Below are 18,073 nucleotides of genomic sequence, written 5' to 3' on the forward strand. Positions count from 1 at the left end.
CCACTCAGGCTCGCGAACGGAGGGCCCGAAACTCAGTCCACAAGCGCGCCGCCGGACAGATTGGCAACTGTCCCGGTCATGGCTCCGGCACGATCCGAAGCCAGGAAGGCGGCCGTCTCCGCTACCTCGGAGAGCGTCGGCAGCCTCTTGAGAAGTGTCCCCTGCGCCATTCCCCCTTCGTCGAGGAATTCCTGAACCGACTGTCCGGCCGCTGTCGCGAACTGTTGGAAGACGTCCTTGGTGTAGGAACCCTCTGCCGGCGCATCGACAACAGCGTGCGGACGGATGTCGACGACCCGGATGCCGTCGGGTGCCAGTTCCGCGGCCAGAAGGCGCGAGAACGCCTCCTTGCCGGCCGCGCTCACGCCGTGCCCCAAGATGCCGCCGACAGCCAGTTTGGCGCCCGGCTCGGACAAGGTCAGGATGACGCCAGGACGACCGCGCCCCATGTGCCGTGCGACAGCCTTGCTCGTAATGAAAAGCGTCCGCAGAAAACCGTCGATCGGCCGCATGAACTCGTCCAGCGAGAGGTCCGCCAGCACCGTCCCCTGGTCGTGTACGACGCTCACGGCGTTGAGAGCGATGTCGATGCTGCCGGCCGTCGCCGCGATCGCATCGGCGTGCTTTTCGACCGCCTGCTGATCGAAGACGTCGACGAGCTCTGTTTCGACCGTTCCACTTGCGGCGGCGATATCACGCGCCACGGCGTCCAGCTTCGCCTGCGTCCGCCCGGCGATGAAGACCCTCGCGCCTTCCCGCGCGAACACCCGCGCGATGGCGCCACCGATAGCGCCCCCGCCGCCATAGATGACGGCGTTCTTATTCTCCAGCAGCAAGCCACTCATTTGCTTTCTCCATGTGATCGATTCATGATTACGTACGTTCGGGGATCGCATCCGCCACCGCGGACTCCGCCGCCTCCCCGATGACCGGAGGCGTCAGGAGGCTGGCCGCCCAGGCGACCGGGATGGCGATCACCGCGATGACCAGACCGGTGATCACCGCGGACGAGGCGGTGAAGGCGCCGAGCGCCACACCACCGGAGTACGCGCCCAACGCGATGCCCACGTTGGCCGCGGAGGCGGGCAGCGAGGACGCCAGCTGCCCGCCCGGACCGGCCAGGCTCACCACGCGGTACTGCATCGAGGGCACCATGCCCATGGCGAACAGGCCGAAAGCCAGCAGCGCCAGCGCCACGAGTACGGCGATCGTCCCGGCAAGGTAGAGCACCAGCAGGGAGACCGCCACGCCGACGGCACCGACGATCAGGGTGCGCGCGGCATTCTGATCGGCGAACCGGCCACCGGCGAACGAGCCCACCGCGGTGGCCACACCGTAGGCCAGGAGGAACAAGCTGATCAGCGCGCCGGAGATGCCCGTGACGTCCTCCAGAAACGGCACGATGTACGTCAGCGCCGAGTAGACCGCCGCGAACGCCACGACGTTCACGGCCAGTGCGGCGAGCACCCGCGGCGCGAACGCGTACCTGGCCTGGCTCCCCGCGCCGCCGCCGGTGCTGGGCATGGACGGGATCAGGGCCAGCGTGGCGATCAGTGCCACCACACCGAGCACGGCGACCGCGGTGAACGAGCCGCGCCAGCCCAGCACCTGCCCGACCAGCGTGCCCAGTGGCACACCGAACGCGGTCGACACGAAGAGGCCGGAGACGACCACGGAGATCGCCCGCCCCATCCGCTCCGGCGGAACGATCGACATCGCCAGGACGAACCCGACGGCGACGAACAGCCCGTGCAGCGCCCCGATGCTGGTACGCACCACGACGAACAGGCCGAAGCTGCTGGTCAGCACCGGGACCAGCGTGAGGAGGATGACCAGGACGACCGTGCCGACCAGGATCGTCCGCTTGTTCACCTTGATCGTCAGTGCGGTCAGGATCGGGCCGCCGATGGCCAGGCCCAACGCGTACGCGGTCACCAGCACACCGGCCGTGGGGATGGAGACCTCAAGGTCCGCGGCGATCAGGTTGAGCAGCCCGACCACGAGCAGTTCGCTGCTGCCCAGCACGAACATCCCCAAGAACAGCGTGGCCAAAGCAAGATTCGTCTCGCCCCGACTCAGCGCTCCCCCGTGAGCACCCGTCCTGATGGCACGGCTCATGACTGCTCCGGCGCCTCCCAGGGCGCCACCGGCAGGACCGCCCCGGTCTCCAGCAGCGTCTTGAGGTTGGCGAGCACCGCCGGCCAGCCGCTCGAGATGCCGTTCAGCATCTCCTCGTTGGGCAGGTTCTCGTGGGTCACGGTCAGCCGGACGATGTCACCGTACGGTTCGATCAGGAAGGTGACGACCGATGGCCCGTCGACCCGCTCCTCGCGCGGGGAGTCCTCGAAGGTGACGGTGAGCCGGGTCGGTGCCTGCACCTCAAGCACGGTGCCGACAACGTCGATGGCGCCGGAACCGTCGACACGGCGGTGCTCCCAGGACGAGCCGACCTGCCAGTCGGACACGTTGGCGTGGTGCCAGTACTGCGAGGTCAGGTCCGCGTCGGTGAGCGCCTTCCACACCTGCTCGGCGGTCGCCTTGATGTAGGTGACGTAGACGTACGTCGGAATGGTCGTGGTCGTCTCGCTCATTGCGTACTCCTCTGCTCGGTCTCGGATGGTGCTCAGGGCTGCCAGTCGCGGCGCGTCGTACGCCGCGATCCAGCGCTCCCCGATCTCGTGGATCGGGGCGGGATTGAGGTAGTGCAGGCGCTCCCGCCCTCGCCGTACAACGACGACGAGGTTGGCCTGCGCCAGCAGGTCGAGGTGCTGGGTCGCCGACTGGCGCGCCATCTCAAGGCTGCGGCAGAGCTCGGTGAGCGTCTGCCCGTTCCGCTGACGGAGCCGGTCGAGGAGCAGGCGCCGGGTCGGATCGGCCAACGCCTTGAACACCAGATCGAGGACGTCCTGCTGTGCGGTCACAGGGTCCATTATGCAGGTATTTACCTGCATATGCCAGAGTAATCCCTCACCAACCGTCAGCAACGTCGCCCAGCGCACCACGCCACAGGCTCAGCCGGACCTGGATCTCCTCATCAACAACCCCGCCCCGCACGACGATGACGGGCGGCCGAAGGCATCGCGCTCACGAGCTCATGGCGCCCCAGACACACAGAGACCCCGCTCCCTACACCGGGGAACGGGGTCTTTCGCAGGTGGGCGCGGACGGTTTCGAACCGCCGACTTCTCGCTTGTAAGGCGAGTGCTCTACCCCTGAGCTACGCGCCCGCGTGCTCGTGACCGGGAAAGCGTACCCGGTTCGCGGTGGGTAGTGCGAAACGGTGCGGAGGGCGCGAACCGGGTACGGGGGCGACCCGTCAGGAGGTGCCCAGGTGGACCCAGACTCCCTTGACCTCGGTGTAGGCGTCGATGGCGTAGGGGCCCATCTCGCGGCCCCAGCCGCTGGACTTATAGCCGCCCCAGGGGGCGGCGGCGTCGGGGATGGGGAGCATGTTGACGAAGACGGCGCCGGCGCGGATTTCGGCGGCCAGGTGGTGGGCGGTGGCGAGGTCGCTGGTCCAGAGGGAGGCGGCCAGGCCGAAGTCGGTGTCGTTGGCGCGGGCGGCGAGTTCCTCGGGGTCGTCGTAGGCCAGGACGGGCAGGACGGGGCCGAAGATCTCCTCGCGGGCGATGGTCATGTCGTCGGTGACGCCGCCGAAGACGGTGGGGCGGTAGAAGTAGCCGTCGGCGAGGGGGCCGTCGGCGCGTTCGCCTCCGGTGACCAGTTGGGCGCCCTGCTTCTCGCCGGTGCGGACGTAGGAGTCGACCTGGGAGAGGTGGTCCAGGGATACGAGGGGGCCGATCTGGGTCTCGGGGTCCAGGCCGGGGCCGAGGCGGAGGCCGGAGGCGGCCTCGGCGAGCTTCTCGGTGAACTCGTCGGCGCGGCGGCGGTCGACGTAGAGGCGGGTGTAGGCGGCGCAGACCTGGCCGCTGTTGAGGAGGGCGCCTTGCAGGTTGCCTGCGACGGCGAGGTCGATGTCGGCGTCGCGGGCGATGACGCTGGGGGCCTTGCCGCCGAGTTCGAGGGTGACGCGCTTGAGGTTGCCGGCGGACGCCTTGACGATCTCGCGTCCGACGGAGCTGGAGCCGGTGAAGGAGACCTTGTCGACGTGGGGGTGCGCGACCAGGGCCTTGCCCGCGGACGGGCCGCCGGTGAGCAGGTTGACCACGCCGGGCGGGAAGCCCGCACGCTCGCAGAGTTCGACGAGCCTGACGGTGGTGAGGGGGGTCTGCTCGGCCGGCTTGATGATCACCGTGTTGCCGCAGGCGAGGGCGGGGGCCAGTTTCCAGGCGGCGATCATCAGCGGGAAGTTCCACGGGGTGATCAACGCGCAGACGCCGACCGGCTCGCGGCGGGTGTAGTGCAGGGTGTCCGGGAAGGAGATCGGGGACACCGAGCCCTCGATCTTGGTGCACCAGCCGGCGAAGTAGCGGAAATGCTCGGCGGCGCCGGTGACGCTCACCGAGTGCGCGACGCCGAGGGGCTGGCCCTGGTCGCGGGTCTCCAACTCGGCCAGCTCGGCCTCGTGCTCCTCGATCAGGTCGGCGACTCGCCAGAGGAGGCGGGCGCGCGCGCTTGGCGGGATGGCAGCCCAGGAGGCGTCGTTCAAAGCTGCGCGGGCCGCATCGACCGCCTTGTCGACGTCCTGTGGCCCGGCCTCGGCGCAGACTCCGAGCATCTTCCCGGTGGCGGGGTCGGACGTGGTGAACTCGGCGCCGTCGGCGGCCCCGGTCCACTCTCCGTTGATGAAGAGCTGGGCTTTCGTGCTCATGGTGGCCTCCCTTTAGCCTGCGGCACCAGCTTCGCGGGCCCGGCTTGGGGAGTCTTGTCTGTCTCTGTACGGGTGTTGACTGAGCCTGATCATTCCCCCGTGATCGTCACCCGGTACTCGCGGGGGCTGGCGCCGTAGGCGGCCTTGAACAGGCGGCTGAAGTGCGCGGCGTCGACGAAGCCCCAGCGGGCGCCTATCGCGCTGACCGGGCGGTTGAGCTGGAGGGGGTCGCGCAGGTCGCGGCGGCAGTGCTCCAGCCGGCGCTGCTTGATCCACATCGAGACCGTGGTGCCCTCCTCGCGGAAGAGCTTGTACAGGTGCCGCGAGGAGACGAAATGCGCGGCGGCGATGCCGTCCGGGGACAGGTCCGGGTCGTCGAGATGGCGCTCGATGTAGGCGCGGACGCGGATCAGCAGGGCGCGGCGGCTCGCGTCGGGGGTGGGGGTCGAGACGTCCAGGCGCTCGGCGAGCAACGTCACGAGCAGGTCCACGATGTTGTCGCCGAGGCGCACGCCGCCCTGTTCGTCCAGCTCGTCGAGGGTCCGGGCGAGTTGGACGAGGAACGGCGACAGCAGCGCCCCCACGCCCTGGCGGCCGGAGATCCGGGTGGCCGTGATCCCGGCGATGGCCTCCTCGGGAAGGTGCAGGAGACGGCGCGGGACCATCAGGACGAGCTGGCGGTAGGAGTCGTCGAACGCCAGCGTGTAGGGGCGGGTCGTGTCGTAGATCGTGAAGTCGCCGGGGACGAGCGCGGCCTCGCGGCCGTCCTGGGTGAGCAGGCAGTAGCCGCTGAGCTGGACGCCGAGCTTGTAGTAGCCGGGATCGGACTGGGCGATCTGGGCGCCGGTCCGGCGCACCACGTGGGAGGTGGCCGCGACCTCGGCCACTTTCAGTGCCCCCAGTTCGCAGCCGCGCATGCGGCCGTCGAAGCGGTCCGGACGGGACGTGTCCGAGCGCAGTGGAACGAACATTTCCGAGACCGAGCTGCGCCAGAACTCAAAGCGTTCACGGACGGGCAGATCGGTAGTGCGGATGAGCATGGACATGCGTGTTTTCCCAGGTGAGATCCCCGGCCTCCCGCACACATACTGCACTGCCGGAGGCCGGTCGCACCAGGGGTCTCAGTCCATCGCCGCACGGACAAGGTGCGTGTCGCAGAACTGCTCGAACCCGATGACCTTGCCGTCCTGGACCCGCCACACGTGGACGAAGCGGACGCGCATGGACCGTCCGGTCTCACGGTAGGTGCCCGAGTAGTGGCCGATCCCGACCACGGTGCCGCCCTCGCCGTCGACGATCTCCTCGGCGTCGGCGCGGAAGCCCTTCCAGTCCTGGCCCAGGCGGCCGAACACGCCGGCCTTGATCGCGTCGGTGCCGACGTAGGTGCCCGCATAGGGGAATCCGGCCATCTCGGTCCACTCGATGCCGTCGGCGAACGCCTCGACCATGCCGTCCAGGTCGCCCCGGTCGGAGGCCGCGTAGTGGGCCTTGATGATGTCGGACGCCTCGCTCATGGTTGCCCTCTCGTCGGTTCGGATCGCTCCTGGGACACCTCGCCCCCGGGAGCCGGTCGCTTGCCAGTCGAGCACATCATCGGTTGGACATGCTCTCTTGGCTCTGTCTGAACAATGCTTGTCTGTGGCGGCACGACACGCGGCGGCCCGGCCGGATCCCGGGCGTCCGTGCCTACGCTGACCGCCAATCAGCGGATCAGAGCGGGAGGCCCTTGGATGAGCGACCAGCAGGCGGACGTGATCGTGGTCGGCGCGGGCTCGGCCGGCTCGGTCGTCGCGCGGCGGTTGGCGGACGCCGGTCACAAGGTGCTGGTCGTCGAGGCCGGGCCGTACCGCGACGTCCCGGCGGTGGACGATCCGGCGCGCATGCACGAGCTCTGGGACTCGCCCCTGGACTGGGGGTACCGCACCGTTCCCCAGTCTCACGCGCAGGACCGGACGCTGCACCTGCCGCGCGGCCGCGTCGTCGGCGGGTCGCATGCCCTCAACGCCATGATCTGGGTCCGGGGCAATCCGGCCGACTACGATCACTGGGCGTCGCTCGGCAACCCCGGCTGGTCCTGGCGGGACGTGCGGCCGCTCTTCGAGAGGATCGACGGGCTCGGGACGGACGAACCCGGGACGCTCGACATCCTCGCGGGCTTCAAGGCGGACCCGGTCCAGTGCTCGATCGTGGAGGCGGCGCAGCAGGCGGGGCTGCCGTTCAACCCCGACTACAACGGCACCGTCCAGGACGGCGTGTCGTTCATGCAGTTCACCATTCGTGACCACCAGCGGCTCACGACGGCCCGCGCGTACCTGGCGCCGGTGCTGGAGCGCGGGGTGACGCTCGTCCCGGACGTGCAGGTCAGGCGGCTGCTGTTGGAGGGGCGTCGGTGCGTGGGCGTCGAGTGGGACCGCGACGGGGTGGTGGAGAGCGCGCGCGCCGACCTGGTGGTGTTGTGCGCGGGCGCCATCGGGTCGCCGGCGCTGCTGCTGCGCTCGGGGATCGGGGATGCCGACGCGCTCGGCGGCGACGCCATCCATCTGCCGGGGGTGGGCCGCAATCTCCAGGACCACTGGCTGGTGCCGGTGATCGCCTCGACGAACCGTCCGCCCACCCTGTCGCGGGGCCTGCCCCACACCCAGAGCCACCTGTTCTGGCGGAGCCGGCCCGAGCTGCCGGTGCCCGACCTTCAGCCGCTGCACTTCGGCGTGCCGCTCTACGAACCGTGGATGGACGGTCCCCCGCACGGTTTCTCGCTCATGGCCGGGCTGGTACGGCCGGAGTCCACGGGCGAGATCCGGCTGTCCGGCCGCTCCCCGGAGAGCGAGCCGCTGATCGACCCGCGGGTGCTGTCCCATGAGGCCGATCTCGACGCGCTGTGCGCGGCCGTCCGGCTGTGCCAGGAGATCGTGGCGGGGACGGCACTGCAGAACGCGTGGGGCGCACGGGAGCTCTACCCCGGACCGCTGGCCGCGACGGACGAGGGTCTACGCGACTACGTCCGGCGGACCGTGCTCACGTACCACCATCAGGCCGGCACCTGCAAGATGGGCGTCGATGACGACGCGGTGGTCGACCCGGAGCTGCGCGTCCACGGTGTGGACGGGCTGCGGGTCGCGGACGCCTCGATCATGCCCACGGTGACGACCGGCAACACCAACGCGCCGGCGATCATGATCGGGGAGAAGGCCGCGGAGCTCCTCGGCTGAGGCCCGCCGCCTAGGAGACGGGGGTGATCTTGGAGAGGGCGGCGGCCAGCCGGTCGGGGGCGCGGTGGCCCCCCGGGTCGGTGATGTTGCCCAGGATCTTGATCGCGACGCGCATCAGGGCGGGGTGGGACAGGCCGTGCCGGGTCGCCAGCCGCATGACGTGCGGATGCTCGACGGCCCGCGCGAAGGCGCGGCCGAGCGTGAAGTGGCCGCCGTTCGCGGTCTTGAGCGCGGCCGGGTAGCGCTGGAAGGCCCGCTCGCGCTGCCCGGCGGTCGGGCGCGCCAGAGCGGTCTCGATCGTCTCGGCGGCCAGCCGCGCCGCCTCCAGGGCGTAGGCGATGCCCTCGCCGCTGGACGGGTTGACCATGCCGCCGGAGTCGCCCACCAGCACCAGGCCGGGGACGTAGTGCGGCTGGCGGCTGAAGCCCATGGGCAGCGCCGCGCCCCGGACGGGCGTCGTCGCGTTCTCCTCGGTGAGACCCCACTCGGGCGGGAGCGTCGTCAGCCAGCGGCTGAGAAGCCGCCGGTAGTCGGCGTGGGGTGTCCGGAGGAGGGCGACACCGACGTTGCACGTGCCGTCCCCCATCCCGAAGACCCAGCCGTAGCCGGCGGGGGCCGGGTCGAGCCACACCCCCAGGAGGTCGTCGTCGTGGCGGGGGCTGCGGTAGTAGCGGCGGGCCGCGACGCCGATCGGACGGTCGCGGCGCGGGTACAGGCCGAGCGCCACCGACAGCCGGGACGACGCGCCGTCCGCGGCGACGACCAGCCGGGCGTGCTGCTCCCCTGCCGCGGTGGTGACGCCCACGACCTGGCCCGCCCGGTTCAGGAGGGGCCCGGTGACCTTGGTGCCCTCCTGGAGCGTGGCGCCGGCCTTCACCGCCCGCCGGACGAGCAGCTCGTCGAGGTCGCGGCGGGTCCTGGTCAGGCCGTAGGAGGGGAGCGAGCCGTCCGGCCAGGGGATCTCCAGGCGGCGGCCAGCGCCGACCAGCCGGAGGCCGGACGTGCGGAACCAGCCCGGCTCCTCGACGTCCACGCCCAGCGTCACCAGTTCCTGGACGGCTCGCGGCGTGAGGCCGTCCCCGCAGACCTTCTCGCGGGGGAACGCCGTCTTCTCCAAGATCAGCACGTCCAGGCCGGAGCGCGCGAGATGACAAGCCACGGCGGAGCCCGCCGGCCCCGCGCCCACCACGATGACGTCCGTCATGGACCCATGGTGCCCAGGCGGACGGTTCCGAACCTCGTCAGCGCAGGGCCGCCTGCCGCAGGTGCCGGTTGAACCACTCGGCGGCCTGCATGGTGACCTCCTCCAGCGCGCCCGGCTCCTCGAACAGGTGGGTCGCACCGGAGATCACGTGGAGTTCGGCGCGGCCGTCCAGCCGTCGCCTGGCCTGCTCGTTCAGTTCCAGTACCTCGGTGTCGCGCCCGCCCACGATGAGCAGGACCGGCGCCCGCACCCGCGCCAGGGAAGGGCCCGCCAGATCCGGCCGCCCGCCTCGGGAGACGACGGCCGCGACGCCCGGACGCGCCGCCGCCGCTGCCAGCGCGGCGGCGGCACCGGTGCTCGCGCCGAACAGGCCCAGTGGGAGGCCCGCGGTGCGCGGCGCGGACTCCAGGCCCTCCGACAGCCGGTCGATCGTGCCGATGAGGCGCATGGTCAGCAGTTCGATGTCGAAGCGCAGCGTCGCGGTCAGCGAGTCGAGCTGATCCTCGTGCTCGGTGAGCAGGTCCAGCAGGAGAGTCCCGATGCCCGCCGCGTTCAGTCCCTCCGCCACGGCGCGGTTGCGGGGGCTGTGCCGGGAGCTCCCGCTCCCGTGGGCGAAGACCACGATGCCGGTGGGCTCATCCGGTATGGCCAGGTCACCGGTGAGCACGGCGTCGGCCAGCGCGATCCTGATCATATGTTCGGCGGCTCGGCGCTGATGTCGGCGAGGGCCGAGCGCTCGTCGCGCTGGACGGCCAGATCCCCGATGGACACCATCCCGATGGGCCGGTCGCCGTCCACGACGGGCACCCGCCGGACCGCGTGGCGGCGCATCAGCGTCACCGCGGCCTCGGCGTCCTCGTCCGGCGCGACGGTCACCACGTTGGTGCTGCAGATATCGGCGACCGCGGTGCCGGCCATGTCCCGCTCGACGGCCACGGCGCGTACCACGATGTCGCGATCGGTGACCAGCCCCCGTAGCCGTCCCTCATGCACCACGAGCACGTCGCCGATGCCGTGCCGGCGCATGAGGTCCCCGACCCTGACCAGGTTCGTGTCCGGGGACACCGCCACGGGCACCGGCGTCATCACTTCGTTCACCTTCTGGGCCATGAGCGAGCCTCCCCTCAGGGGCTCGCGTACCCACCGGCCAGGCGGATATGTCAGCCGGGCTGCTCGGGACCGTCCTGCTCGGCGAGGAACCGCTCGAACTGCGCGCCGAGCTCCTCCGCGGTCGGCATGTCCTGCGATTCGGCGAGCAGGCTGTCGCGCTCGGCGGCGCCGGCGAACGCGTCGTACTGCTGTTCCAGCGCCCGGACGACCTTCTCGACCTCGTCGTTGCCGTCCACCTGCTCGGCGATGTCTGCGTCGGTGCGGGCGGCGGCCTCGCGGAGCCGCTCGTCGGGCAGTTCCAGGCCGGTGGCGTCGACGATCGCCTCCAGCGCGGCCACGGCCGCGGCCGGGTAGGCGGACTGCGCGAGGTAGTGCGGGACGTGGACGGCGAGGCCCAGCGCGTCGTGCCCGGCCTCCCCGAGTCGCAGCTCCAGCAGCCCCGCCGCGCTGCCCGGCACCTGCACCTTGTCGAACCAGGAGTTGCGCGTGACCAGCTCCGGCCGCGTGGCGTGCGAGGTCATCCCCACCGGCCGCGTGTGCGGCACTCCCATCGGAATGCCGTGGAACCCGACGACCAATCCGACGCCGAGCCGCTCCACCAGGTGCAGGACGGACGCGGTGAACCCCTCCCAGAGCCGGTCGGGTTCCGGTCCCGACAGGAACAGGAACGGGCTGGCCGCCTCGTCCTCGACGAGCCGGACCACCAGCTCGGGCGCGTCGTAGGACGCCCAGTGATCGCGGTCGAACGTCATGCTGGGGCGGCGCGCACGGTAGTCGATCAGCGAGTCGACGTCGAAGCGGGCGACGACACGATGCTCCAGCGCCTCAAGGAGATGCTCACGGACGAGCTGCCCCGTGGATCCCGCGTCGACGAAACCGTCGAGGCTGTGCAGCAGCACCGGCCCGGTCATCTCCGGCAGGTCGGTGTCCAGCTCGTACAGATCCTCAGGGTTAAGCAACGTCTCCCCCACATTGATTCACGGCAGTGCCGTTGACTTTACCGGGGTGACGACCACCCGAACCCGCTGGAGCTCAGGTCTGGGCCAGGAGGGGGACGGAGAGGAGGATCAGGCTGACGGCGATCAGGAGGGGCGCGGTGGATCTGCCGGAGTCGACACCGGGGACGCCGGCCGGAGGATGCCGGACCAGCGTCCTGACAAACCACCCGAACAGCAGCAGCGCGGCGACGTCCATCACCACGGCGAGCCAGGTCACGCCACTATCCTCCCTCGGTCGTGACCACATTAGGCCAGCGACCGGCGCCTATCGGGGACCCGCGGTGAAGGCCGTGGCGCATACGCGACAGAATCAGGTTCGGCTACGCGAAAGGGGTTCTCATGACCGCCGACCGCCCGTACGACATCGTCTTGTTCGGCGCCACCGGCTTCGCCGGCGGGCTGACCGCCGAATACCTCGCCGGGCACGCCGACCCGGGGACGCGGTGGGCGCTGGCCGGGCGCAACCAGGCCACACTCACGGAGGTCCGTGATCGGGTCGCCGCCGTGAACCCCGCGTGCGCCGACCTGCCGCTGCTGCACGCCGACACCGCCGACACCGCCTCGATCGAGGAGATCGCGGGGGCGGCGCGGGTGGTCATCACCACGGTCGGGCCCTACGCGCAGCACGGTGAGCCCCTCGTGGCCGCGTGTGCGCGCGCCGGGACGGACTATGTCGACCTCGCCGGCGAGCCCACCTTTATCGACCGTATGTATCTGAAGTATCACGAGGAGGCCACCCGCAGCGGCGCCCGGATCGTCCACGCCTGCGGCTTCGACTCGATCCCGGCCGACCTCGGCGTCTATTTCACCGTCAAACAGTTGCCCGAGGACGTCCCCCTCCACGTGGAGGGCTTCCTGCGCGTGCACGGCGACGTGTCCGGCGGCACCCTGCACTCGGCCATCGGCATCTTCGCGGACGTGCCCGGCATGATGAGCGCCGAGCGGGAACGCCGGAGGGTGGAGGGACGGCCCGCCGGACGGCGCGTGCGCATCTCGCGGCGGCCCGCCCCGAAGACGCGCGTCGGGGACGGCTGGACCCTCCCGCTGCCCGTGCTCGACCCGCAGATCGTCGCCCGCTCCGCCGCCGCGCTCGACCGGTACGGCCCGGACTTCTGCTACGGGCATTACCTCGCCGTCCGGCGGCTGGCCGGCGCGGTGGGACTGGCAGCGGGCGCGGGGGCGCTCTTCACCCTGGCCCAGTTGCCGCCCGCCCGTGCTCTCCTGCTGCGGTTCCGCGCACCCGGCGAGGGCCCCTCCGCCGAGCGGCGGGCCCGCAACTGGTTCAGCCTGACGTTCGCCGGGGAGGGCGGCGGCAGGCGGGTCGTCACCGAGGTCGCGGGCGGCGACCCCGGTTACACCGAGACGGCCAGGATGCTCGGCGAGTCCGCGCTGTGCCTCGCCCACGACGACCTGCCCGAGACGGCCGGGCAGGTGACCACGGCCGCCGCGATGGGCGACGCGCTCATCGACCGGCTGGTCAAGGCGGGACTCACCTTCCGTGTCCTCGACGCGGGCTGACCGTCTGGCCCGTCCGATCCCTCTGGTCCGTCTGGTCCGTCTGGCCCGCCGGGTCAGATGGCCTTGCCGGGGTTCAGCAGACCGGCCGGGTCGAGGGCGTGCTTGATCTGCCGGTGGACGGCCAGGGTGTCGGGCTCGAGCTCGCCGTCCAGCCAGGGCCGCTTCAGCACGCCGACTCCGTGCTCGCCGGTCAGCGTGCCGCCCAGCTCGATCGCGGCGGAGAACACCTCGTCCGCCGCGGCCTGGACGGGCGGGGGCGGCCCGGCCCGTCCCCGGTCGAACACGAACAGCGGATGCAGGTTGCCGTCGCCGGCGTGCGCGACCGTCAGGATCCGCACGCCGTGCCGCTCCGCCGCCCGCTCGATCCGCCCGATCATCTCCGGGAGCCGGGAGCGGGGCACGCACACGTCCTCGACCAGGCAGTTCCCGAGCCGTTCGGCGGCGGGGTAGGCCAGCCGCCGGACGTCCAGCAGCGCGGCGGACTCGGCCTCGTCCGTGGACGCCGCCGCGAACTCCGCGCCCGCCTCCTCGCACCACCGCAGCAGCTCGCCTGCCGGGCACTCGGGCCCGTCGGTCTGCGCGAGGATCACGGCCGCCGTCGCGGTGTCCAGGTCGATGCCGCGCCACTCGTCGATCGCCCGCAGCGTCGCCCGGTCGATCAGCTCCAGCAGGCTGGGCCGCAGGCCCGCACCCATGATCAGGGACGCCGCCCGGCCGGCCGCGGCGAGCGTCCCGAACGTCGCGAGGACGGTCGAGGGCGGCTCGGCGGGCGCCGGCCGCAGCCGCACGGTCGCCGACGTGATCACCCCGAGCGTCCCCTCCGATCCGACGAACAGGCCGGTGAGGTCGTAGCCGGTGACGCCCTTGACCGTCCTGCCGCCGGTACGCACGATCCGCCCGTCGGCGAGGACGACCTCCAGCCCGAGCGCGGAGTCGCGGGTCACGCCGTACTTCACGCAGCGCAGCCCGCCCGCGTTCGTCGCCAGGTTGCCGCCGATCGTGGAGATCTCGTGGCTGGACGGGTCGGGCGCGTACATCAACCCGTGCACGCGGGCGGCCCGGTCGAGGTCGGCGGTGATGACGCCCGGCTCGACCACGGCGAGCTGGTCCTGCGGGGCGATCTCGCGGATCGCGGTCATCCTCGCCAGCGACAGGACGACGCATCCGTCCACGGCGGTGGCGCCGCCGGCCAGCCCCGTGCCGGCGCCGCGCGGGACGACCGGCACCCGGTGTTCGGACGCCCACGTCATCACGGTGACCACGTCGCCGGTGTCGCGGGCGAGCACCACGGCGATCGGGGTGCCGGGCGCGGCGTAGGTCTGGTCACGCGTGTAGGCGTCCATCGCGTCGGGGTCGGAGATGACGCGGCCCGGTGGGAGCCGCGCGCTCAGCCCGCCGACATCCGGCCCGCCCCTGCCCGACTCGGCCGTGCCCGGTTCGCCCGCAATCGACTCGACCGTGTTCGACTTGCCCGTGTTCGACTTGCCCGCGTTCACCCGGCGCACCGGTTGCGCAGGACGCCGAGGCCCTCGATCTCCGTCTCCACGAGGTCCCCGGAACGCAGCCGGACCGGCGGCGTGCGGCTGTCGCCGATCCCCGAGGGCGTCCCGGTGAGGATCACATCGCCCGGGTCGAGCGTCACGATGCCGCTGATGTAGGAGACGATCTCCTCCGGCGGGAACAGCATGTCCGACGTCCGGCCGCGCTGCATGACCTCGCCGTCGACCGTGCAGGAGATCTCCAGGTCGGCGGCGTCGCCCACCTCGTCGCCGGTGACGAGTGCGGGGCCGAGCGGGGTCGTGGAGTCGAACGTCTTCCCCTGGAGCCACTGCGTGGTCCGGCGCTGGAAGTCGCGGGCGCTGACGTCGTTGGCGACGGTGAAGCCGGCGATCGCGGCACGGGCCTCGGCGCCGCCGGCGCGGGTGGCGGTCCGTCCGATGACGACGGCCAGCTCGGCCTCCCAGTCCATCGCGGTGGACCCGGCCGGCAGGGCGATCGGGTCGGCCGCGCCGATCAGCGAGCGGGCGAACTTCGCGAACAGGGTCGGGTGCTCGGGGGTGTCGTGGCCGGTCTCGGCGATGTGCTGCTTGTAGTTGAGACCCACGCAGATGATCTTGCTGGGGCGGGTGACCACCGGCGCGAGGTCGAGGCCGGCGAGCGGAACGGCTCGTCCGGCGGAGGTGGCGGCCCGGTCGCGCCAGTCGGCGCCCGCGGCGAGCAGGGAGCCCACGTCCGGCGCGTCCAGCGGGGTGACGTTCGTGCCGTCGAGTCGCCCGGCGCGGGTGCCGTCCTCGGTGCGGTAGGTCAGGAGTTGCATGCGTGCTCTCTCGATCGTCCCCGCCGTCAGCGGCAGGGGGTGTACGGCTTGTCCTTCAGGGCGTAGTCCTCGCCCTTCTTGATGGTGCTGAACCTCATGGCCGCCGCCTCACGGCAGAAGCCCAGCGGGTCGCCCGCGCTGCGGGACGGGTTGTACTCGACGCCGAACACGGGCTTGCCCGCCCGGATGAACGGCTTCAGCAGGCCGCACTCGCGGTACTCCCAGCACTCCTCGTTGATCGCGAAGTCGAACGAGGACAGCAGTTCCGGGATCTGACGGAGGTTGTTCTTCAGCCCGGCGGCCATCCCGTGGCGGTGGGCCATGTCGGCGAGCGCCCGGTTGAAGACGAGCTGGGTGCTGGGCGTGACGCTCCAGCCGGTCGTCTGCGGCTTCTCCTCGTGCGCGTTCACCACGTCGAACTCGACACCGTCGAACCCCGCCTGGGCGCACTTGCGGACGCGGGCCTCCTGCATCCGCAGCACGAAGTCGCGCTGGCCCCGGTCGTTGTTGATGTTGGCGAAGTTCTCGTCCGGGAAGCCGGGGTAGGCCTTGCCGATCAGCGACCGTCCGTGGGAGTTGTGCCAGTCGACGTACTGCTGGTAGTCGGGGCGCCCCTTCTCGACCGAGCCCGCGTCCAGGTAGCAGATCGCCTTGCCGCCTCTGGCGTGGATCGCCTTGACTGCGGCGGTGTTGAGCGTGCTGTTGTTCCCGGCCACGGACCCGTCGGCGTACAGGTCGATGTCGAACACCTGCGGGCGCGCGCACGCGCCGCCGGCGTGCGGCCGCACGCAGATGTCGACGTTCACCCCGCCCGTCGCCCGGAAGGCGGGGTTGCCGGAGAGCTGGTACTGCCACCGGCTGCCGACGGCGGGCTTCCACCTGGCCGGCTTGCCGGACGGTTTCGGCGACGGCCTGGCCGACCCGGCCGATGTGCCCAAGGCACTCGGCGCCGGTGTGCTCGGCGGACGTGCGCTCGGGGACCGCGTCCCGCCGCCCTCATCAGATCCGGTCGAACATGCCGCCGCTCCCATGACGAGCAGCAGCCCAACCACAGCCGCAACTTTCGTCACTAGCGCCCCATTTCCGTAATACGGAACTAATTTCCGCAGAACAGACAACCAGCCGTGTATCGACCATGTCAACCACTGAGACCCTAAGGGACGAGAGGGGCAGGCCGGTCGAGTTCGTCTGCCAGGATCGTACGGAGCCGCGCGGCTACTTCGGTCAGGCGCGCCTTGGGGAAGCGGTCCTTCGGGGCGGTGACGCTGACACCCGCGGACGGGGTCGCGCGCCCGAGGAAGACCGGCACCGCGGCGCAGCGCACGCCCTCCTCGTTCTCCTCCAGATCGAGGGAGTAGCCGCGCTCCCTGATCTCCGCCATCTCCTCGGCGAGCCGGGAGGGCGAGGTGATCGAGTGGCGGGTGACGGCGCGCAGTTCGTGCGCCGACGCCCAGAGCTTGATCGCCTCGTCGGTCGGGTACGTCCAGGCCAGCAGGGCCTTGCCCACGCCGGTGCAGTGGGCCGGGTTCCGGCCCCCGATCACCGAGGTCATGGTGATCGGATGGATGGCCTCGACCTTGTCGACGTAGACGATCTCGCCGCCCTCCAGGACGGCCATGTGCGTGGTCTCGTTCAGCTCCTCGCGCAACCGCAGCAGCACCGGGTGGACGAGGGAACGCAGGTCGATCCGGTCGTAGAAGCGGAACGCCGCCGCCAGCAGCTCGGTACCGAGGAAGTACGGCCCGTTCGGCTCCGGCTGGGCGGCGAACCCGCGGTGGCGCAGCGCCCCCAGCAACCGGTGCAGCGAACTGCGGGGGATGCCGGAGCGACCCGCGAGGTCCTCCAGCGTCACACCGCGACCGCTCTCGGAGAGCAGTTGGATGATGCGCAGCGCCCTGTCCACGCTGCCCACCGGCGACTCGTTCTTTGCCATGCAATCTCTCCCTGTGTTTCCGCTATACGGAATGCTAGCCCACGATACGGATGCCCTGCTACATTCGCCGCGTGATGAAGGCACTCGTTTTCACCGCACCGAGTGTGGTGGAACTGCATGACATCGACGAACCGTCCGTGAAACCCGATGAGATCCTCGTCGAGGTGGCCGCCGCCGGCATCTGTGGCAGCGAGCTGCACGGCGTGCGCACCCCGGGCTTCCGCACCCCGCCACTGGTGATGGGTCACGAGTTCGCCGGGACGACCCCAGACGGCCGCCGCGTGGCCGTGAACCCCATAGTGTCGTGCGGCCGATGCGATCTGTGCGTCCGCGGACACCGCCAGCTCTGCCGCGGCCGCGCCCTGATCGGCGTGCATCGGCCCGGCGGATTCGCCGAGCGGGTGGCGGTGCCCGTCTCGGCCGTCCACGCGCTGCCGGACGGCATGCCCTGGACGGCCGCGGGGCTCATCGAGCCGATCGCGTACGCCGTTCACACCTGGAACGTTTCACAGATCCCCGAGGGAGCGCGGGTCGGCGTTGTCGGTTGCGGGACGATCGGGCTGCTCTGTGTGCAGTTCGCCCGCCGCCGCGGCGCCGTGTCCGTGGTCGCGGCCGATGTATCGGATCGGCGCGCGGCCATCGCGTCCCGGCTCGGCGCGGACAGCGCCGGCCCGTCCCTTCGCGGAGAGTTCGACGTGGTCTTCGACGCGGTCGGCCTGCCGGTCACCCGCGCCGACGCGCTGGCCCGGCTCGTGCCCGGCGGCACCGCCGTGGCGCTCGGCCTGGCCAGCGCGGACCCCGGCTTCGACGCCGCGGACCTCGTCCGGACCGAGAAGCGGCTGATCGGCTCGTTCGGCTACACGCCCGCCGAGTTCGCGACCGCCGTCGACCTCGCCGCCGAGTGGGACCTGAGCTGGGTGAACACCTTCCCCCTGGCCGACGGCGCCCGGGTGTTCACCGACCTGATGAACGGGGGAACGGAACCGGTCAAGGCCCTTCTCACCCCCTGACGA

The 18,073-nt window shown here is 71.1% G+C and carries 18 protein-coding genes and 1 tRNA gene; 3 read left to right on the forward strand and 16 right to left on the reverse strand.

Features of this window, described 5'->3' with window-relative positions; translation table 11 throughout:
* Window positions 1-32: 32 nt before the first annotated feature.
* The 7 genes from AMA02S_RS15825 to AMA02S_RS15855 form a co-directional block, all read right to left on the reverse strand.
* Window positions 33-845 (reverse strand): SDR family NAD(P)-dependent oxidoreductase, encoded by an 813-nt coding sequence (locus tag AMA02S_RS15825; protein ID WP_084265188.1) that lies wholly within the window; start codon window positions 843-845, stop codon window positions 33-35.
* A 28-nt stretch (window positions 846-873) separates the two neighbouring features.
* Window positions 874-2,052, reverse strand: coding sequence for an MFS transporter (locus tag AMA02S_RS15830; RefSeq protein WP_218004980.1), 1,179 nt, complete (start codon window positions 2,050-2,052; stop codon window positions 874-876).
* Between the two features lie 62 nt (window positions 2,053-2,114).
* Window positions 2,115-2,921 (reverse strand): ArsR/SmtB family transcription factor, encoded by an 807-nt coding sequence (locus AMA02S_RS15835; protein ID WP_245667570.1) that lies wholly within the window; start codon window positions 2,919-2,921, stop codon window positions 2,115-2,117.
* Window positions 2,922-3,155: 234 nt separating this feature from the next.
* Window positions 3,156-3,227 (reverse strand) — tRNA-Val (locus AMA02S_RS15840).
* A gap of 89 nt (window positions 3,228-3,316) precedes the next feature.
* The gene (locus AMA02S_RS15845; protein WP_067458457.1) at window positions 3,317-4,771 is read right to left on the reverse strand and encodes an aldehyde dehydrogenase family protein; all 1,455 of its coding nucleotides are present in this window, start codon (window positions 4,769-4,771) and stop codon (window positions 3,317-3,319) included.
* An 89-nt stretch (window positions 4,772-4,860) separates the two neighbouring features.
* Window positions 4,861-5,817, reverse strand: coding sequence for an AraC-like ligand-binding domain-containing protein (locus tag AMA02S_RS15850; protein ID WP_084265189.1), 957 nt, complete (start codon window positions 5,815-5,817; stop codon window positions 4,861-4,863).
* Between the two features lie 75 nt (window positions 5,818-5,892).
* Window positions 5,893-6,285, reverse strand: a complete 393-nt coding sequence (locus AMA02S_RS15855) for a nuclear transport factor 2 family protein (RefSeq protein WP_067458460.1) — start codon at window positions 6,283-6,285, stop codon at window positions 5,893-5,895.
* 216 nt (window positions 6,286-6,501) lie between these two features.
* Between AMA02S_RS15855 and AMA02S_RS15860 the strand changes: the two genes are divergently transcribed.
* Window positions 6,502-7,980 carry a GMC family oxidoreductase gene (locus tag AMA02S_RS15860; protein ID WP_067458464.1) on the forward strand — a complete coding sequence of 493 codons (1,479 nt, stop codon included), beginning with the start codon at window positions 6,502-6,504 and terminating at the stop codon, window positions 7,978-7,980.
* A gap of 10 nt (window positions 7,981-7,990) precedes the next feature.
* On the opposite strand, the gene AMA02S_RS15865 is transcribed toward AMA02S_RS15860, so the two are convergent.
* From AMA02S_RS15865 to AMA02S_RS15885, 5 genes are all read right to left on the reverse strand, one after another.
* Window positions 7,991-9,184 (reverse strand): geranylgeranyl reductase family protein, encoded by a 1,194-nt coding sequence (locus AMA02S_RS15865; RefSeq protein WP_067458468.1) that lies wholly within the window; start codon window positions 9,182-9,184, stop codon window positions 7,991-7,993.
* 37 nt (window positions 9,185-9,221) lie between these two features.
* Window positions 9,222-9,878: a dienelactone hydrolase family protein gene (locus AMA02S_RS15870; protein ID WP_067458471.1), complete on the reverse strand. Its 657-nt coding sequence runs from the start codon at window positions 9,876-9,878 to the stop codon at window positions 9,222-9,224.
* On the reverse strand, window positions 9,875-10,294 hold the full coding sequence (locus AMA02S_RS15875; RefSeq protein WP_067458474.1) for a CBS domain-containing protein: 420 nt from the start codon (window positions 10,292-10,294) through the stop codon (window positions 9,875-9,877). Before AMA02S_RS15875 ends, AMA02S_RS15870 begins: the two co-directional genes overlap by 4 nt.
* Window positions 10,295-10,344: 50 nt before the next feature.
* A complete protein-coding gene (locus AMA02S_RS15880) occupies window positions 10,345-11,253 on the reverse strand; it encodes a proteasome assembly chaperone family protein (RefSeq protein ID WP_218004982.1) in 909 nt (302 codons plus the stop codon).
* 73 nt (window positions 11,254-11,326) lie between these two features.
* Complete coding sequence (locus AMA02S_RS15885; RefSeq protein ID WP_067458477.1) at window positions 11,327-11,509, reverse strand: hypothetical protein; 183 nt, start codon at window positions 11,507-11,509, stop codon at window positions 11,327-11,329.
* Between the two features lie 122 nt (window positions 11,510-11,631).
* Here AMA02S_RS15885 and AMA02S_RS15890 point away from each other — a divergent pair, with 122 nt between their 5' ends.
* Entirely contained in the window at window positions 11,632-12,810 is a 1,179-nt protein-coding gene (locus AMA02S_RS15890; RefSeq protein WP_067458480.1) for a saccharopine dehydrogenase family protein, read from the forward strand.
* Between the two features lie 53 nt (window positions 12,811-12,863).
* On the opposite strand, the gene AMA02S_RS15895 is transcribed toward AMA02S_RS15890, so the two are convergent.
* The 4 genes from AMA02S_RS15895 to AMA02S_RS15910 all read right to left on the reverse strand — a co-directional run bounded on the left by AMA02S_RS15895 (window position 12,864) and on the right by AMA02S_RS15910 (window position 17,060).
* Window positions 12,864-14,153, reverse strand: a complete 1,290-nt coding sequence (locus AMA02S_RS15895) for an FAD-binding oxidoreductase (RefSeq protein WP_084265225.1) — start codon at window positions 14,151-14,153, stop codon at window positions 12,864-12,866.
* Between the two features lie 149 nt (window positions 14,154-14,302).
* The gene (locus AMA02S_RS15900) at window positions 14,303-15,127 is read right to left on the reverse strand and encodes a fumarylacetoacetate hydrolase family protein (RefSeq protein ID WP_067458483.1); all 825 of its coding nucleotides are present in this window, start codon (window positions 15,125-15,127) and stop codon (window positions 14,303-14,305) included.
* Between the two features lie 26 nt (window positions 15,128-15,153).
* Window positions 15,154-16,065: an endo alpha-1,4 polygalactosaminidase gene (locus AMA02S_RS15905; RefSeq protein WP_067458486.1), complete on the reverse strand. Its 912-nt coding sequence runs from the start codon at window positions 16,063-16,065 to the stop codon at window positions 15,154-15,156.
* A gap of 215 nt (window positions 16,066-16,280) precedes the next feature.
* The gene (locus AMA02S_RS15910; protein WP_067458489.1) at window positions 16,281-17,060 is read right to left on the reverse strand and encodes an IclR family transcriptional regulator; all 780 of its coding nucleotides are present in this window, start codon (window positions 17,058-17,060) and stop codon (window positions 16,281-16,283) included.
* 74 nt (window positions 17,061-17,134) lie between these two features.
* Between AMA02S_RS15910 and AMA02S_RS15915 the strand changes: the two genes are divergently transcribed.
* Window positions 17,135-18,070 carry a zinc-binding dehydrogenase gene (locus AMA02S_RS15915; RefSeq protein ID WP_067458491.1) on the forward strand — a complete coding sequence of 312 codons (936 nt, stop codon included), beginning with the start codon at window positions 17,135-17,137 and terminating at the stop codon, window positions 18,068-18,070.
* Window positions 18,071-18,073: the final 3 nt, after the last annotated feature.

It is taken from the genome of Actinomadura macra NBRC 14102 (genome assembly GCF_001552215.1).
GTDB classification, from domain to species: domain Bacteria; phylum Actinomycetota; class Actinomycetes; order Streptosporangiales; family Streptosporangiaceae; genus Spirillospora; species Spirillospora macra.

What these genes read in the sequence shown, in the direction of transcription:
- AMA02S_RS15850 (WP_084265189.1), bottom strand. Translation starts at nt 5,817, where the DNA reads ATGTCCATGCTCATCCGCACTACCGATCTGCCCGTCCGTGAACGCTTT.
- AMA02S_RS15915 (WP_067458491.1), top strand. Translation starts at nt 17,135, where the DNA reads ATGAAGGCACTCGTTTTCACCGCACCGAGTGTGGTGGAACTGCATGAC.
- AMA02S_RS15895 (WP_084265225.1), bottom strand. Translation starts at nt 14,153, where the DNA reads ATGGACGCCTACACGCGTGACCAGACCTACGCCGCGCCCGGCACCCCG.
- AMA02S_RS15890 (WP_067458480.1), top strand. Translation starts at nt 11,632, where the DNA reads ATGACCGCCGACCGCCCGTACGACATCGTCTTGTTCGGCGCCACCGGC.
- AMA02S_RS15865 (WP_067458468.1), bottom strand. Translation starts at nt 9,184, where the DNA reads ATGACGGACGTCATCGTGGTGGGCGCGGGGCCGGCGGGCTCCGCCGTG.
- AMA02S_RS15855 (WP_067458460.1), bottom strand. Translation starts at nt 6,285, where the DNA reads ATGAGCGAGGCGTCCGACATCATCAAGGCCCACTACGCGGCCTCCGAC.
- AMA02S_RS15875 (WP_067458474.1), bottom strand. Translation starts at nt 10,294, where the DNA reads ATGGCCCAGAAGGTGAACGAAGTGATGACGCCGGTGCCCGTGGCGGTG.
- AMA02S_RS15910 (WP_067458489.1), bottom strand. Translation starts at nt 17,060, where the DNA reads ATGGCAAAGAACGAGTCGCCGGTGGGCAGCGTGGACAGGGCGCTGCGC.
- AMA02S_RS15900 (WP_067458483.1), bottom strand. Translation starts at nt 15,127, where the DNA reads ATGCAACTCCTGACCTACCGCACCGAGGACGGCACCCGCGCCGGGCGA.
- AMA02S_RS15845 (WP_067458457.1), bottom strand. Translation starts at nt 4,771, where the DNA reads ATGAGCACGAAAGCCCAGCTCTTCATCAACGGAGAGTGGACCGGGGCC.
- AMA02S_RS15870 (WP_067458471.1), bottom strand. Translation starts at nt 9,878, where the DNA reads ATGATCAGGATCGCGCTGGCCGACGCCGTGCTCACCGGTGACCTGGCC.
- AMA02S_RS15860 (WP_067458464.1), top strand. Translation starts at nt 6,502, where the DNA reads ATGAGCGACCAGCAGGCGGACGTGATCGTGGTCGGCGCGGGCTCGGCC.
- AMA02S_RS15825 (WP_084265188.1), bottom strand. Translation starts at nt 845, where the DNA reads ATGAGTGGCTTGCTGCTGGAGAATAAGAACGCCGTCATCTATGGCGGC.